Annotated in this window: 15 protein-coding genes and 1 pseudogene; 3 read left to right on the top strand and 13 right to left on the bottom strand. The window is 42.6% G+C overall.

The features are described from left to right. Window positions 1-896: 896 nt before the first annotated feature. A pseudogene (locus VB077_RS08550) lies at window positions 897-1098 on the top strand (phosphodiester glycosidase family protein); the annotation flags it as partial. Window positions 1099-1268: 170 nt separating this feature from the next. Here the strand turns inward: VB077_RS08550 and VB077_RS08545 are convergent. Together VB077_RS08545 and VB077_RS08540 are read right to left on the bottom strand one after the other, a co-directional pair. Then, window positions 1269-2030, bottom strand: coding sequence for a DUF4367 domain-containing protein (locus VB077_RS08545; RefSeq protein ID WP_323414805.1), 762 nt, complete (start codon window positions 2028-2030; stop codon window positions 1269-1271). Next, window positions 2030-2569 carry a sigma-70 family RNA polymerase sigma factor gene (locus tag VB077_RS08540; RefSeq protein ID WP_323414804.1) on the bottom strand — a complete coding sequence of 180 codons (540 nt, stop codon included), beginning with the start codon at window positions 2567-2569 and terminating at the stop codon, window positions 2030-2032. The genes VB077_RS08545 and VB077_RS08540 overlap by 1 nt, the downstream gene beginning before the upstream one ends. A 103-nt stretch (window positions 2570-2672) precedes the next feature. Between VB077_RS08540 and VB077_RS08535 the strand changes: the two genes are divergently transcribed. Together VB077_RS08535 and VB077_RS08530 are read left to right on the top strand one after the other, a co-directional pair. Continuing rightward, window positions 2673-2918: a hypothetical protein gene (locus VB077_RS08535; protein WP_416337047.1), complete on the top strand. Its 246-nt coding sequence runs from the start codon at window positions 2673-2675 to the stop codon at window positions 2916-2918. A gap of 200 nt (window positions 2919-3118) precedes the next feature. Then, window positions 3119-3484 (top strand): PDZ domain-containing protein, encoded by a 366-nt coding sequence (locus VB077_RS08530; protein WP_323414803.1) that lies wholly within the window; start codon window positions 3119-3121, stop codon window positions 3482-3484. Between the two features lie 226 nt (window positions 3485-3710). Here the strand turns inward: VB077_RS08530 and VB077_RS08525 are convergent, their stop codons facing one another. The 11 genes from VB077_RS08525 to VB077_RS08475 all read right to left on the bottom strand — a co-directional run bounded on the left by VB077_RS08525 (window position 3711) and on the right by VB077_RS08475 (window position 16543). Further along, window positions 3711-4709, bottom strand: a complete 999-nt coding sequence (locus VB077_RS08525; RefSeq protein WP_323414802.1) for an HlyD family secretion protein — start codon at window positions 4707-4709, stop codon at window positions 3711-3713. A gap of 16 nt (window positions 4710-4725) precedes the next feature. After that, window positions 4726-5742 (bottom strand): ABC transporter permease, encoded by a 1017-nt coding sequence (locus VB077_RS08520; protein ID WP_323414801.1) that lies wholly within the window; start codon window positions 5740-5742, stop codon window positions 4726-4728. Next, a complete protein-coding gene (locus VB077_RS08515) occupies window positions 5732-6466 on the bottom strand; it encodes an ABC transporter ATP-binding protein (RefSeq protein WP_323414800.1) in 735 nt (244 codons plus the stop codon). Before VB077_RS08515 ends, VB077_RS08520 begins: the two co-directional genes overlap by 11 nt. Continuing rightward, on the bottom strand, window positions 6463-7440 hold the full coding sequence (locus VB077_RS08510) for an MBL fold metallo-hydrolase (protein WP_323414799.1): 978 nt from the start codon (window positions 7438-7440) through the stop codon (window positions 6463-6465). Before VB077_RS08510 ends, VB077_RS08515 begins: the two co-directional genes overlap by 4 nt. 50 nt (window positions 7441-7490) lie before the next feature. Beyond that, entirely contained in the window at window positions 7491-8438 is a 948-nt protein-coding gene (locus tag VB077_RS08505) for an aminopeptidase (protein WP_323414798.1), read from the bottom strand. A 456-nt stretch (window positions 8439-8894) separates the two neighbouring features. Continuing rightward, a complete protein-coding gene (locus VB077_RS08500; RefSeq protein WP_323414797.1) occupies window positions 8895-9830 on the bottom strand; it encodes a DUF1177 domain-containing protein in 936 nt (311 codons plus the stop codon). A 73-nt stretch (window positions 9831-9903) separates the two neighbouring features. Then, window positions 9904-10728: a nitrilase-related carbon-nitrogen hydrolase gene (locus VB077_RS08495; RefSeq protein ID WP_323414796.1), complete on the bottom strand. Its 825-nt coding sequence runs from the start codon at window positions 10726-10728 to the stop codon at window positions 9904-9906. A 13-nt stretch (window positions 10729-10741) separates the two neighbouring features. Continuing rightward, a complete protein-coding gene (locus VB077_RS08490) occupies window positions 10742-12292 on the bottom strand; it encodes a hydantoinase/oxoprolinase family protein (protein ID WP_323414795.1) in 1551 nt (516 codons plus the stop codon). After that, window positions 12292-13395 (bottom strand): DUF917 domain-containing protein, encoded by a 1104-nt coding sequence (locus VB077_RS08485; RefSeq protein ID WP_323414794.1) that lies wholly within the window; start codon window positions 13393-13395, stop codon window positions 12292-12294. The genes VB077_RS08490 and VB077_RS08485 overlap by 1 nt, the downstream gene beginning before the upstream one ends. Window positions 13396-13490: 95 nt before the next feature. After that, window positions 13491-14810: a cytosine permease gene (locus tag VB077_RS08480; protein WP_323414793.1), complete on the bottom strand. Its 1320-nt coding sequence runs from the start codon at window positions 14808-14810 to the stop codon at window positions 13491-13493. A gap of 221 nt (window positions 14811-15031) precedes the next feature. After that, window positions 15032-16543, bottom strand: coding sequence for a PucR family transcriptional regulator (locus tag VB077_RS08475; protein ID WP_323414807.1), 1512 nt, complete (start codon window positions 16541-16543; stop codon window positions 15032-15034). Window positions 16544-16698 lie beyond the last annotated feature (155 nt).

Genomic DNA, 16698 nt, shown 5'->3' with positions numbered 1-16698 from the left:
GAACATCTTCAAATACCCCCAAGAAACCGATTTATCTCAATCGTTCAATCAATTACTTCTTTATGCTTAATAATTCAACATTGAGAGATAAATATCCTTCTTATGACGGTCAGGTTAATGGGGTTTTTGCAGTGAAATCATTAATTTATTCATTAATAAGAGTGTTTGGGGGATAGTTTTGGTTACAAGATTTTTGAAATTTCCATATAATTTTTTATAAACAAAAATCAATTTTCATGGTTCTTTTATCCTCGAATTTGTATAGGCTTATTTTGCTCAATATACAGCATTAGACGGTAGTATAAGCAAAAGTGGTTAATCCTTCACAGAAGCTATATATCTCATAAGGAAAATACGGATTATATTGAGCTATACCATAGGGAGAAGGAAACACGTTGCACTAATATTACCGATATTATTAATTTGACAATACATCGTACCAAACAACAAAGTAAAATAACGAACAATACTTCTGAAAGTGCTAAAACGCAAATGACCAAAGAATGTTCGGCTTACCTCGGTATGTGAGGGAAAAGATACGCAGACAGCTCCTATCAGTAATAACTCGGAAATGTTTCTTGATTCAACTGTATTTAGTGCAACTAGAGCAATTGATACGAAAGCATCCGAGGTTATGACTCCCAATGGCCTTCTGGTCACACGGGGTACCACTTTGAGGTCGATTCAGGATCATATTCCCTGAGTAATGATAGAAAAAATGCACCGTCACTTTGAAAGGTCATCCAGAAGATGCGAATGGATTCGCGCTACTGGCGATGCTTACTTAAACTGTTACATTTGGTGCAAATTAACAGTCATCACCTCATAGAAAAAACGGGTAACTATCTTATAAAGATTACCCGCTTTTACTTGTTTGTAAAGATTACTTAAGAGGTATTGATAGACGTCAACCGACTTGGAGTATTAGAGCAACTCTAAGGGACCTGATGAATGTTTTTTAGGATTATCATGCAGTTAATGCTGTAAATCTTGATGGCAGGTATTCTTCTGAATGTTTTATAACGGCAAAGCCGAGAACCAGCTTTGGAATATTTTGGCGAGCGTTATATGGCTACAGCCTTTGTCGTTATGCCATAAGACTTCTTGCAATCTCCACCAAGAAAGGATTAGACTTCCACCCTGGTTTTAGGCTTTTTACCGGGGTCTCTTTTCTATAGACATTAAATAACCTAAAAATTAATTGTTCTATCTTACCCTAAATCCTTATTGTTTAGGCTAGAATCCTTGTCTATCCGATAAAGGCCTTTTTATTGAATAGAGTTAGCAATTTTTATAATTTCATCTTCTTCTAATTCGCCTGTAATTTGAAGTAAAATACCTCTCGATTGCCAATTTAGAGTACAAATATTATTTTTACTTTTAAATAACATGGCTGGATTTCCATTAATCAGTAGATTCTTAACGCTTGTATCATCGGTATCATATAATGAACCTCGTGATGAAGCGTTAGAACTATTTTGTTGGTTGAAAATAATTACTTTATTCTTAAACTCATATTCAATGTCAACTTGATAGATATCTGCCCCTAGATTTGTGACAGTAACCTTTCTGATTTTAGTTTCAAGGGGAAGGTAACTCGGCTCTGCTAATTTAAAAGGAACTATTGTTTTAGCTTGTGACAAAGTAACTTCTTTCGAAATAGCAGAACCTAGATTTTTTACCTGAGGTACACCAGTTTCATCGGGTTGTTTATAGATTTCAGTCTTATTTTGTGTAGTTTGGCCTACTATATAATTAAAAAATCCCACTATCTTTTCCCCAAAGGCATTGGAGATAGTTGGTTTAATCAAGCTAATGGAACCGGCAATAAGAAAAATTACAGCAACCCAGGCTATTCTCTTTCGAAATATATTGGAATATTTTCTCTGGTAAATTATATTCTCTTTTCCTAACTCATCTTCAATCTTTTCCCACTGTTCATCAACATTTGGAAGCTCAATTTGAGATTTTAACTCTAATGTTATTTTTTCTTTAATAAGCTCATCAAGTTCATTTTTAGGTATAGGCATTAGAGTCCACCCCCTATTTCTTTGTTAAAAGTCTCCTCAATCAAGCTTCGGAAGCTTTTCCTAGCTCTAAGTAATCTTATTTTTGCATTAGAAATATTTATACCCAATAAATCACATATTTGCCGAAGGGGTAAATCCGTAATATATTTTAGGACTAAGATTTCAGCTTCTTGGTCCTTTAATTGTTTTAGGACATTCTGAACGTCATTTTTTATATCTACGCTCTCCTCTATATCTTTTGAGTATAAGTTTTGATGAATATCAGTTAGAGAAATGATTTTATCTTCGGATTGCTTTTTTAATAAATGTTTAGCTTCGTTAATAGCAATTGAAGTTACCCATGAAACAAACTTATCTTTATTTTTTAGATCGTTTATCTTTTTAAAGGCAATTATAAAAGCCTGTTGAACGGCTTCTTCGGCAATATACCGATCATTAGTATAAAAATATATTGTTAAAAAGATCTTAGTATAATTTTGTTTAAATAAAAGGTTGAATGACTCCAGCTGGTCTGTTTTATCGATAAATGATCCCATCATTCCTCGCCTCCTTATTACTCATTACTTTTCTAGTTTACTTACAAAATTACCTTTTTCTGTTATAGGTCTAAAGTCCTATTTTATAAAAAGAATAAAAAGGACCATGGTGCGTGTTGGATTAGACCCTAAGAGCAAAAAGTGGGTTAGTAAATATTCTCTAGGGATGCATCAACGTCTTGGCATTGCACAAGCAATTATGGAATATCTTTCTATTCCTATATTGGAGGGGCCCATGAATGGTTTAGATAGGCATGGTGTCGAAGATATCAGACAGCTTTTGCTGAAGCTTAAAGATGAGGGGAAAACTATTTTAATTACCTCCCATAGCTCGGATGATATTGATAGGTAATGCGATACGATATGCGAAATGGACGCAGGAATATTGGCTACAATTCGGTAGAGCTTTCCTTCAAAAGTCCCTCATTAAAATATCTACTTTTTGTATAGTAATTTAAGCATCCTATATTCCTACAATTTCTAGTAACTTATGGTTAAACATTCCACAAAATGTCCATAAAGTTATTCATATAGCAAAAGTAACCTTTTTCATTGGGTCCTATAAAATTAAGCGTCAAATTTGACGCTTACAAAACAAAAATCAATACACATTTAGAAAGTCCTAAAGCTAACGATCATTTCAAAATACAATTTGCCTATATCGCTTACGCTCAAAGCCATAACTTACCTGTTGGCGCCTATATTGCTGAAGTCTCTGCAGGCGGGCCTGCCGACAAAGCCGGAATCAAGCAAGGGGATGTCATCACTAAGATTAACGATAGTACCGTAAAAAATTCCGGTGATTTAATTCGTGAGCTCTATAAATATAAAGCAGGCGATACCGTTAAGATTACCCTTATTCGCGATGGCAAGACTCAAGATGTCCAAGCTACGCTCGGCGAACTGCAATCCAATTAAGGGTTGCTGATAACTTATGGTCATGTAGATTCACGTATATCCGTTCACTTAGGCACTTCGGAGCTGGTTCACTCGCTTTCGAAGCAGCTACGCCAAACCCCAGGGAACTCGACCTGATGTGAACCACTGGCTTCGCTACGCTACGAAAGCTTCGTTTACCTGCACGCCCCTTCGTGAATCGTTCACTTCTATACGTGAATCTACGCTATCGGGCATAATCGTTATTTTATTTATCTATATGTAGCTCCGCGCTTTCGCCGACTTTTAACGGAGAATCCTCAGCCAACCGGACCTTTATTTTAACGCTTTTTTTATCCTTGTTGGCTGAGGTTTGCATATCCTTAGGGGTATACTGGGCTTCTAAATCGATAAAACTGACCGTTCCCTTGTACTCCCCGTTTCCGCTTCTGATCACTAATTCCTGACCATAGTCAATTTTCGAAAGATACTCCTCTGGGAGATAGGCGACCAAATACTTTTCGGTTTCAACCGCAATATCCGCCAAATTTGATCCGGCAGACACTAGCGCCCCTAATCCATAATTGGAACTGATAATCGTTCCATCTCCCAGGGCTGTTATCTTATATTTTGTTAACTTCTCTTCTTTTTGACGGATCTGACTTTCTGTCAGGTCAATATCAGCTTGGGCCGAGGTTATTTTCTCCGAATCTCCCTTTTTTTCTAATAAAACTAATTTTTGATTCGCATTATCCAATTGGGTTTTGGCAGCTGCCAGATCAAGTTCTGCAAGCTGCTTTTTATTTTTTGCAGCATCAAGAGCCGTTTGCGCGATTGTCCCTTCATGAAATAAAGCCTGAGCCGTCTCATAATCCTTTTGAGCGCTGTCGAAGGCAATTTGCGCTCGCTCGATCGCTTTTTGCGCAAGGATAACATTGTTTTCTCCCTGCTTAATTTCCGCAGGGTCACTTCCCCCTGTTAAATCCTTGAGTACAGCTTGTTTTATCCGAAGTGCTGCTTTCAGCTGTTCCAGAGCATACTGTTCATCGCTGTCATCCAATTTTGCAATAAGATCTCCCGATTTTACGTGCTGTCCCAGTTCAATCGGTAATTGGATGATTTTCCCGGGAACTTCGCTATAGTGAGACAGGATTTGGGTTTCTACCACGCCTTTCAGCACTAGGCTTGTGCTTTGCTGAAAAGGGGAACACCCCGCAAGGGTTAAGCAGAAAAATAGCAGGCCGGCGATTTTAAAGGCGCATTTCATTGAAATTCCCCCAAACTTAAATGCGACGGTATTTCTTAAGCATCAGTGTATTGAGTACCATAAAAAGGAGAGAACATCCGAGAAGGATCACCAGATCTTCGGCAATGACCGCTAATCCGCTTCCTCTTAACATGACTTCAGTCAAGGCATCTGCCACATAATAAAGGGGCATCGCCCGTCCCCAAAGCTGGATTGAAGGCGGCAGATCAAACAATCCGGAAAAGAAGAGCTGCGGAATAATCACAATCGGAATAAACTGCACCATTTGAAATTCATTGCTCGCCGCAGTAGAGACCAAAATTCCTAAGGTGAGAGCAACAATCGCAGCCAATAAGGTAATGAGAGTGATTAAGGCGAAAGAGCCAACCATCATGACCTTCAGAACATAAACGCAATACCAGGAAAAGATTAAGGACTGTAAAACGGTAAACAGTCCAAAACCAAGAACATAGCCCACAACAATTTCCCAGCGTCGCAAGGGCATGGAAAGAAGCTTTTCCAAAGTACCGCTCGTTCTTTCCTGCAGAAAAGAAATTCCAGCAACTAAAAAGACAAAGAAAAAAATGACAAAACCAATCAAAGTTGCGCCAAAATTATCGAACGAGGATAAGTCCTCCGTACCATAAATGTAATTGACCTCTGGACGCAGATCAGGACGCTGTATCGTGTTGCCAGCCTTAGCTTTTTCGAACGCCGCTATGGCTGTTTTTGCTTTGGTCGGGTTGCTCCCATCAACTTCAATTATCGATTTACCATTGACCATATTGAGTGTGGCCACGACTTTTCTCTGCTCCAAAGCGTCCCGTGCTTCATTTTGGCTAAAGCGGGAAACCGTCACATTATTTTTCTCAAGATTTTGGATATAGTTTTCGGGAGCATTGATCACCCCTACTTTAACTGCGGTTGACGAATCAGCCAAAATAAAATAGACCAAAGTGATCAAAAAAATGGGGGCAACCAGCATCAAGGCCAGAGTCCGCTTATCATGACGCAGTTGATTTAAAATCCGCAATGTCAAGGCTCTAACCCTCATACTGATTTCCTCCATAATAAATAAACGCATCTTCAAGGCTGTGGACACCTATTCTATCCTGTAATTCACGAGACGTCCCCTTCGCAATCAAACGTCCCTCTCGCATCATCGCCAGATTATGACATTTATCCGCCTCATCCATGACATGGGTCGTGACAAGAATTGTAACGCCTTGATCAGCAAGCAAGTTAAGCTCCTGCCAAATGCTTTTTCTGAGGACCGGATCAATGCCAACGGTGGGTTCATCCAAGATTAGGACAGGTGGATTATGTAAAATTGCAATAGCCAGGGAAAGGCGCCGTTTCATCCCTCCCGAATACGACTGAACCGGTTTGTTTAAATGATCGGAAAGATTGACAAGCTGCATAACTTCAGCAGTTCTTGTCTTAATCTGGGCTTTGGACATTCCATACATTGAGCCGAAAAACTTCAGGTTTTCAGCAGCTGTCAGGGACGAGTAAAGTGCATCACCTTGAGCCATATACCCAATCCTTTTCATTAAACTGAGTTTGGGCATGCGTTCTCCTAAGACATAGGCTTCCCCGGAAGTGGGTTCAAGAATTCCAGCCATAATCTTTACAATCGTCGTTTTTCCGCACCCCGAAGGACCCAATAAACCATAGATATGGCCATAAGGAATTTGTAAATCAACATCCTTCAAAATACGCTTTTTGCCGAAATCCCGATTAACGCTCTTGAGGACGATACAACTTTCTTCCATCATTGTTCCTCATTCTTTAGCAAAGCGTAATAGATCGTCCCATTCTCTTGGATTCTTTGAGCCTTACCTTGAAAGACTAAATGCTCTAGATGAGACATGGCTTCCCCGGACGCAAACCATTTCTGTGTTCCGGGGAAGTCTTCCCATTTATCATAACTTAGCGACCACTGCATTTCGGCTGCAGTCTGACTGGCTGTTTTCTTCTCCTTACGAATAATTTGGGAAACCTCATCTAAACGCTCCCCATGATGAGCAATGATTTCTTCAATCCGCTTCCGATAATCTTTGATAATACTGCGATGTGCCGGAAAGACCGTATCGATATCAAGCTCGTATATTTTATTGAGGCTTTGAATAAAGCTACCCAAACTATCGAATTCATGAGCCCAAAACGTAATATTCGGTGTAATCTCATTAAGAATATGGTCACCGGAAAAGAACAGCTTATTTCTTCTATCGAATAACCCAATGTGCCCCGGTGTATGTCCCGGAATATCTACAATTTCCAGCTCATATGAACCGATTTCGATAACATCACCCTCAGCGAGTGGGTAATATTCTAAAATTTCAGTCGACTTTTTACCAAATTCCTTGGACCCGGTGAAACCCTCTTTTCCTAAATCAAGTGCATTATTTAATTCCGCGTATACACTGGAGCCCCAAGTCCTCGTGAAATTAAGCAGCCTGCCGTCCTTGTTGCTGATCAGAACCTTACAGCCTAATTTCTTTAAGTCATCAGCCAATCCGGTATGATCGGGATGCATATGAGTTAAAAGCAAATCCGTTTTTGCAAGGTCGATGTTAAGTTCCTCTACACCCGCCAGAAAAGCATCTTTGCAAACCTTAGTGTTAAATCCCGTATCGATGATGAGATTTCGTTTAGCCGATACAAAAATATAACTATTCAGTGCTTTTAACGGATTATTGGGAAGAGGAATTTCGTTGAGGTAAATCTTCGGGAATACTTCACGTACCATTTTATCACCTCATTTTCCGACTGTTCTTATAGTTTAACACAAGTGTCCCTTTATTTTCTATTCACAAAAACGCCTTGTTTGATAATCTGCCGGTCATCAAGATACAAATCCGGTTTAAGAATAATTCCATCCAAGTGACAATTTGCCTTGTTTACACCGCCAAAGGATGTATTCGTACCGAAGGCAATATGTACCGTACCATAAACTTTCTCATCCTCTAAAATAATTCCACACAAGAGGGCATTTTTATTCGTTCCGATTCCCAACTCACCGACACTGGCATTTTGTTCATTATCAAAGAGAATTTGCAGCTTATCCGCATCCTTCCCTTCAAGTTTTACGAGCTTGCCTTCAGAAATTGTCGCATGGAGAGGTTCGGTAAGTTTGCCTACGCCAACCATACTCCCATCAATAACCGTCTCACCGTTCGCTGTCCCTTCAAGCGGGGCGATATAAGCTTCCCCTGAAGGAAGATTTCCTGAAGATCCGGATTGCTTATAAACCCCTGTGCTTGCTAAACCTTTTCTGCCGTGGAGGCTCATGGTTAAGGCAAAACCATCTTTGACAATTTTAGCGTTCTCCGCTTTAGACAGCAATTCCGTGATTTCTCGTGTTAACTTTTCAACTTCATTATAGTCAGCCGTAATGGCCCCTTCGGAAAACATGGCCTCGGTTATCCCCGGCATGGTAGCAACCCTTGCGCCTTGCTTAACCGCGTTGATTCGGGCATTCGTATGGGTTAAAGAGGCTGCGGTTGGGCAGATCACAACATCGGCTTCGGCCATAGCCTTGGCAACGGGAACCGGAGGCTCCTCCCCGCTCACTTTTCGAGCCTTCATCACCAAAAGTATTGCCTCGGCACCCATCTCTTTCGCTTCTTCATAAAGGGCTTGACCGATGTCAAATTTAACATCATCAGTCAAAACCAAAACTTTTTCATTTTCTTTAACATCCAAGCAGTCCTTTAAGACAACCCTGCATCCTTTTTTCAATGACATATAAAATCCCTCATTCTCATAATTATCGTAGACCCTAAAGAAAAGCAATGGCGCACTAGGGCTGTCGCAAAACAGTCCCTGGTGCGCCCATAATTATGGACTATTACAAAAGACCCGAAAGCGTAGTTTCTCCCCTTCGAGGATAAGTCGACTAAGGCTTGAGTTTCGTACCTCAACTCAGAGCCAGTCTCCTATAGCGCATAGAAGTGAACGATTCGCGGAGGGACGTGCAGGTGAACAAAGCTTTCGTAGCCGAAAGCCCGTGAAGGGGTTTCGCGCTTTAGCTTAGCTCAGCCAGTGGTTCACATCAGGTATTGCCCAGGGGTTTGGCTGCGCTGCTACGAAGGCGAAGTGAACCAGTCCCGGAGCGCCAAAGTACGTGAGTCTCCGGTGGAGATTCACGCCCGAAGGTACGGATATGCGCGAAACTACACGACCACAGCTTTTTTTTATTCACTATTTTCCAAGCGTCTGCAAATGGGTCATTTTCCCATACTTTGCCTCGATCTTCTGATATTCTTCCGGGTCATAGAATTTACATTGACCCCGTCCGAAGGCTTTGGCAACTTCTAACATGAAACGTCCCGCTTCTTCCATATCAACGAAGTGACTGGCACCTGAAGCCGATCCGGGAACAGGCGCTTCTGTAGTAATTGCTACACCGACGACAGGCGCGGCCGTAGCCGTTGCCGGCTGAAGAATACTATTGATATGATACAAATCATTGCCGTAGGGCGTTATATCTTGAGTCGATAAAGCAAATACGTAAGGCAACCGTCCGGTCGTAGTTTGCATGATATTCAGAAGATCATCACTGACCCTTAAGATATATCCTTCTTTGACTGTGGGGGAAATCGCAAATCCGCGCGTATTAACGATATTATTGCCTTTGGTTGTATCACAAGAAAGAATAGCATCTAATTCTCCATTGACTTCTTCCTCATTGACAACCGACATTTCCACAGGAGATCCCATGAACGGTACAGGAATATGGGGTTGTGTCGGAGCATCGGGACATACATGCGTCTTGACAACCACATCGCCCTCAAGATAATCCCCTTTCTGCTGCATATCCAGCAGCTTCGCAGCAACCGTTAGGGCGACCAAGGCCCCATCTCCATCTGAGACCATGCCGATAACTTCCGGTCTTGCTCCCAATCCGCCCAGACGCCCAAGAAGGCCGATTGTCGGAGCATTTCCACCGTTTATTTTACCGTTTTTCCCGGCAATGCGCACTTGAATAAAATCCGTGCTTCCTTGTTTACCGGTGATTTTTTTAACGGTTACATCTGTTGCACTATAATGATGGATTAAAAAATCCTTAACCACAAAACCATTGGCATCCGCACGATCAATAAGCTCATAGATCTCCATTAACTGTTTTAATAACATAAGTACTCCCCACCTTTTCTCTCTGTATACAGAACTCTGAATTTCTCTCTTTTAAAGCTGTTTTAAGCCATTGCTAGAGTCTTTTTGTCAACAACTCGTAAGTGTATGGTTTGCGGTCTTTAAGGTAAGGAATTTGGTGGCGGGCCGATACCAAAATATCGAGATCTATTTGAGCAAAGATCAGATCTTCTTGGAAGCGTGCGGCTTCAACAAGGGTTTTGCCCCGGGGATCGACAATCTTACTTTTACCATGCATAACAAGATCCTCGCCTTCCCGGCCTACGCGATTAACGGCGGCGAGAAAAACGCGGTTTTCTAAAGCTCGGCAGGGAATATTGATATCCCAAATATCCTCATCTTCTTGACACCAAGCCGAAGGGACAAAAATAATCTCCGCACCTTGAAGGGTAAGCGCCCGGGCTGTTTCCGGAAAGCCCATATCATAACAGATCATGATGCCTATTTTCCCAAACTCAGTTTCGAATACAGGATACGAATTACCAGCCGTAAAATAGTGGCCCTCGGTCGAATAAGCATGGCTTTTGCGATAAACTCCTTGGACAAAACCATGCTTATTAATTAAAACAGCACTGTTATGAACGATTCCCGGCATTGTACCCTTTTCAATCATCGGTAAAATCACATAGATACCGAGTTTTTGAGCTAACAATCCGATACGTGCAGTCGTAGGGCCGGGAATAGGTTCAGCCAGTTCCCAGAGTTTATCCCCGAGCAGATCCTGACGATATCCGGTTGTTCCCAGCTCGGGAAAACAAATAATGTCTGCCCCTTTTGATGATGCCTTTTTAATATAGCGTTCAACCTTTTCTAAATTTGCCGAAAGGTTTCCGAGCTCACAATCGTTTTGACCCAGTGCAATCGTTACTTGTCGGCTCATCCCTACTCCTCCCTTACAACATCAAATTACCGGCTGCTTTTACCCGAATCTTTGTTGCATTTCCCGGTAAATAAGCGAGCGGAACATCATCTATTTCAACAATTTCGATCGTTTTCGGATCTGCCCCGGCCTTAGTCGCTTCTTGAATCGCCATTTCTTTGGCAAGAGCTATTGCTCCTTCACGTCCCAGCTCATCAATCGAGAAAACCCGTTCAATCTGCCCGCTCACTTGCGCAATCGCTGAACCAATTGCATTGGCAACTTCATAATGTTCCGGCCTTAAAATGTGGGAGGCCCCTTGCAGCTCATCCGGAAGGATCACGCTTCCTCCTCCGACAAAAATAACCGGAATTGGATCTGCACTTGTTTTCATTTTATCGATAACATCTTCTGTCATCGTCATGATCTTTTCGTAGGCAGAGTTCAGTTGCTCTTGATCGAGGTCTTGTACTTTTTGGGGATCTCCGATGTTTGCTTTGCCAAGGGCTGTAACAACATCAGTGGCTGTTAAGATATCCCCGCCAAAGACGCGGGCCTTTTGTGTAATCTGGTAACCTACACTGTCAGGACCAACGGTTGCCCCTTTATCTGTAAAGCGAACCAAGGAGCCGCCCCCCAGACCAATGGAAATCAAGTCAGGCATCCGGAAATTAGTCCGGACTCCGCCGATTTCAACAGCTATCGATGATTCACGAGGAAATCCATTGACTAAGACACCCACATCCGTAGTTGTCCCTCCTACATCGACGACAAGCGCATTTTGATTCTTGGCAAGATATGAAGCGCCCCGAATGCTGTTTGTCGGTCCGCAGGCAACCGTCAAAATCGGATAACGGATTGCATAATCCACACTCATTAAAGTTCCATCATTTTGACCAAAATAAACGTTTGCCGATACTCCTTCCCGCTTGAGCGCATCAACAAAACTTTGGGCTGTTATTTTAGCAACATCAACCAGGGCGGCATTTAAAACTGTGGCATTTTCCCGTTCCAGAAGACCAATGCTCCCAATTTCATGCGAAAGCGAAATTGGGATATCTCCAAGCTCCTCGCGCATAATTTCAGCAGCCCGAAGTTCATGGGCATTTGATACAGGTGCAAAAACCGAGGTTATCGCTACCGAGTTGGTTTTTCCCTTAACCTCACGGGCAATAGAACGAAGGGCTTCTTCATCCAAAGGAGCTATTTCCCGACCATCAAATTCAAAACCGCCATGAACTAAAAATTGCATATTGCCAATCGCTTGTTTTAGATCTTGCGGCCAGCCTGTCAGCGGCTTGATTGCGGAAGTTGCCGGCAGCCCGATACGAATAGCGGCGACTTGATTCAGTCTTTTGCGCTCGACAATCGCATTGGTCGCATGGGTCGTGCCCAGCATGGCGTATTTGATTTCACTGCGTTTAATCGTGATTTGACTCAAGACTTCGGCCATCGCTCGATCAATGCCTGTCGTTACATCTTCTGTCGTGGGGGTTTTAATTTTGGCAATCGGCCTTAATTGGTCATCGAGGACAACCGCATCAGTATTTGTTCCTCCAACATCAATTCCAATACGATAAGCCATTATTCTCGTCCTCCTTTACCGTTCCTTTTGATCCGTTCTTCCACTGGAATATAGTCAAGATCATAGCCAAAATAGCGCGGGCCGGCGGTTGCAATTCCTTTGGCCGTACGCCATTGATCATTGCAGGGAATGCCGATAACGACACCGCGCGCTCCGTAACGCAGCCCTTCAGTGGTTATAGGCAGTGCCGTCTCCTGATCAAGCACGGCAATCAAGTCAGGGGCAGTCGCTAAAATTTCCGTTTCAGTTTGAGCCACAAGATTCTCATTTTGGAAATTCAGGGTTAACGTATGCCCTTTATATTGTTCGACTCCCTCAAATTTGCTTTCACCCCGGACAAAACCACCATCCGTTTTGCGCGAAATGCTGACAACTTTACCGCGAAACAGTTCAAAGCCCCCAACAACAGAAAGAACGGTACTGATCGGTTCTTGGTGATGTTCTTTCGCCTCACGAATCGCTCGTCCGATCTTTTCCGTAAGTGTTATAATTCCATGAATTCCGGATTCTTTAACTTGCCTCCCGCTCATCGGATAAATGGCCAGCATGACTGAACCACCCATCTCAACCGTTGCATTGCGGGCTAACCGCTCGGTCCAAACGTTATTAATCGTATTCAGCAGCAAGCTATTACCCTTTTCATCGCTGAGCATCATCGGTGTTGCTGATACATTATGCAAATGGAAGGTTACCATTTGAAGCTCGGGAAAGGCCCGACCCATGCCATCAGAATCGATGACAGGAAGTCCTAAACGCGCTGCCAGGGCAAGCGGAATCATTGAATTGACACCGCCGGCTTCAATGGGCATCGTGGCAAAAACCTTTTTGCCCAAATACTCTTTTAAAGCGTCAAAGGAACCAATAACCTCTTCACCGTTCGGTACCTTTTCAACGAGAACGGTAGGCGCTCCCATCATGGCTGTCGGTACAACTAACGCATCCTCAGGGATTTCATCCGCATCGAGAAGCTTAATCGGACCAAATTCCTCTATCGCTTGAATGGCCATGAGTTTACCGACATAAGGATCTCCTCCTCCGCCGGTGCCCATCACAGCGGCTCCGATGGCGATATCTTCAATTGCCTGGATATCGAGTATACGCATAAAAATCCTTCCTTTCCACTGATTAATCGGATATATAAGGATAGGGAAGAGCAGGCGCTCCCCCTATAACTTATGGCTATCATTGATTCACTAAATTATAAAATTTGATCCGTTTTCGCAAATTGAACGTTCTCTTGTTTTGTATAAGCACCGTAAGCTTTCATACCTACGAAATAGAGGATGGCCGCCGTAAGAAGAGAGTTAATGGCCGGAATTCCGAAATCTTTCACTAGGTAACCGACCAAGAAGGAAACGATCCATGCAATAATGGTAATCGGATTCCACTTTTCGCATTCTTGCGGTAATTTCTCCATTGCCCGAGTTTGATCCAGCTCTTGACGATTGCGTTTTAAGACATAATAATCGATAACGATGATCCCGGCGACCGGAGGAATGGCCACCCCAAGTAAGGTCAGAAAGCTTTGGAAGTAGTTGATAATACCGATCATCGATAGAAAAGTTCCGATGATGCCAATGACCCATGTCGCCTTCGTACGACTTATTTTCACATTAAAGAGAGCATTAATCATGGTGGTTATTCCCAAACTGGAGGAGTATAAGTTAATATCGTTAAGTTTAACGGTAGAAAAGATAACAATAGCAGCACCAAGCCAACCTGTAAGAGAAAGCATAATATCGACAACATTACTGGTGCCTACGGCATGGGCCATAAGAACTGCAATAAGGTTCATACCCAGTTCACCGACAAAGGTACCAATCAAAGTCATCCAAAAGACTTCTTTACCGTTCTTCAAAAAGCGGCTTGTGTCTGGCGTCGTCACAGCTCCGATCATGAATCCCCCTGCGACCATGGTTGTAGCAACACCGAAGCTAAGTGCGGGTCCGGGAGCAGCAGAGTGAATCAGTGCACCCAGATTTTGACCGGAAAGCATATGGTAAGCTGCAAACAGTACAGCAGCAATAAAGAGGGGAACAAAAATATCAGCTGTTGCACTAAGGACCTTAAAACCGAAAACAACGATCAAGGTAATACCCATTCCCGTAATAATAGCCCAAATCGGGGTATTGAAAATCCCGGTTGCTTTATATAGTCCCTCTGCAAACACTGAGTTTTGAACCCCAAACCATCCCATCAGAGAGACAGCAATAACACCACCGATGATAGCAGATCCCATTTTACCAAAACCTGACCAACGCGAGAGTAAACTTGTCGAAAGCCCTTCATTGGCAGCCGCAGCCCCGATAGCCCAGCTCACCACTTGGAGTAAAACGCTTCCGCACATGGTTGCCCAAAATGCTCCCCAAAAAGTCATCCCGAAACCCAGAGCAGCTCCCAGCATCAGCTGAGAAACACAAGCCAGAGATCCGATTCTAATGACTAGAACTTCCCACATAGGACGGCGGGCATCCATCGGCACTCTTGACAATGAGTAGTCATCACCTGAATTCGCCATCGATAATTCCTCCTTTTCCTTATAAAAAACGTATAAGACCCATAAGTCCTCCGAACGGAACATGCCGTCCTTTCTTGAACCTTATTAACCTAGTGTACCATTACAGAATGGATACAACCATGTTCTGTATTACAAAAAAAGCAAGGAACATTTATGTGGAATGCACAAATGTCCTTGCAGCATGGCTATACTAATAATTATCAGGCTTATGCCCGATGTCCTTACCTCAGCAAATACCAGGTTATTAAAAGATGATAGACAAAGCTCTGCTGGGCAGAACTAAGATCCAATTCGGCAATTTCCTCAATTCGCTCCAATCGATATTTTACAGAGTTGCGATGAATATATAGACGTTTGGCAGTCTCCTGCATATTTTTTCCCTGTTCAAGGTAGATAAACAGCGTTTTTAAGAGCTCGCTCCCCGTTTCTTGGTCATAAAGGAGAAGCTTTCCCAGCCTTTTATGAAATAAATCGGATAGTTCCTGATTTTTCACAGCATCGGCTAAGATTTTGTAGACTTCGATTTTTTTATAGGGAACTAAGCAGTACTGGGCATACATTTTTAATGTAATTTCGATGGCCTTTCTAGCCTCTAGATAACTTTGATAAACGTTCCAGAGCAAGCATTGGGTCCCCATTCCTATATGAATCCGTCCCTTAGCATCCCCTACATGCCGGTCAATCCATAGCTGAAGGACATCTAACCAGAATATTTCTTCTCCTTTTTGAGAAGGCAAAAGAAGAAGAATTTGTGCCCCTCTTCTTTCCATATACGAACTCAGTTTTTTCCGTTTTCCTTCACTCTTCAATAAATTCTTCAATTCTTCAAGAATGGGCTCATCTAAATCGAAATCAATGCCTTCAATAATTCCAATCTGCCAGAGTTTATCCGGCGCAAAATTTAACTGACGCGCCTTTTTCTGGACCTCAAATTCCGAGGGGGGTAACTCCGAAAGGAGTTCATCAATAAAGTTACCTCTTAGCCTTGCTTCTGTCTGTTCAGCCGTCTTCATACGCATAAGCTCTAATGAAAAAACAACCCTGGCCTGATCAACGCAAACCTTTTCCATGGCATCTAAGGATTCTTTATAAACGATTAACCTCGCTACAGCCTGCTTATTCACAATGATATCCCATTTTAGGCACCCTTTTGAAGATAAAATTACATCCTTGGGGGCTTGGGCGATCACCTTACCCCCATTATCCACAATGGCAATCGGGTTATCTAATATTCCGGATACACTCTCAGCAAGAGCCTGGATCCCTTGATTCTCCAAGACCATGTTCGTAAGCTTAGTCCCAATTTCTTCAGCCCGGCTTAAAAGGACCATTTGCCGATTAAGGACCAACTCCATCACCGAATGCGTAATATCAATGAAAGGAATATCAACCGGAATTGCAATAATCGGTAATTGAAAACGATTGCTGATCTCAATCATTTCTTCCGGGATCTCATGGATAAACCGTCCGGGTTTAAAAGCGAGGGCAGCCGCTCCTGCCTGGGCTAAATCCTCAACTAATTTAATCAAAAGCTTCGGTTCATTGCGGATGGAATAGGTTGTCGTAAGGAGAATTTCCTCCTCCCTAAGCCAAGGTTTAATTTCCGGTATTTCCATATTATCAATGGAACGGACAATTCGGTCTAAGCCTTCATGCCCACTCACAACTGTTGCATCTTTAAAGATAGGGAGGCGTAATACTTCCCTGACCGTGACACCTTGCTTATTTTGAATTGATTCCGTAAAAACACCCCCTGCCTTTTGACCCTAGTAAGCATTATACACCCTATCCTTATCATCCAACTTTTCTTTTAAAAAATAAGCGTCCTATAATTATTCGGTTATCCCGGATAACTATAGGACGCTTTTGCCATTTGCTTAAGAATTCG

The sequence above is a fragment of the Desulfitobacterium sp. genome (genome assembly GCF_034927245.1).
GTDB lineage: Bacteria > Bacillota > Desulfitobacteriia > Desulfitobacteriales > Desulfitobacteriaceae > Desulfitobacterium_A.
This window is presented reverse-complemented; position numbering and strand designations above follow the sequence as displayed.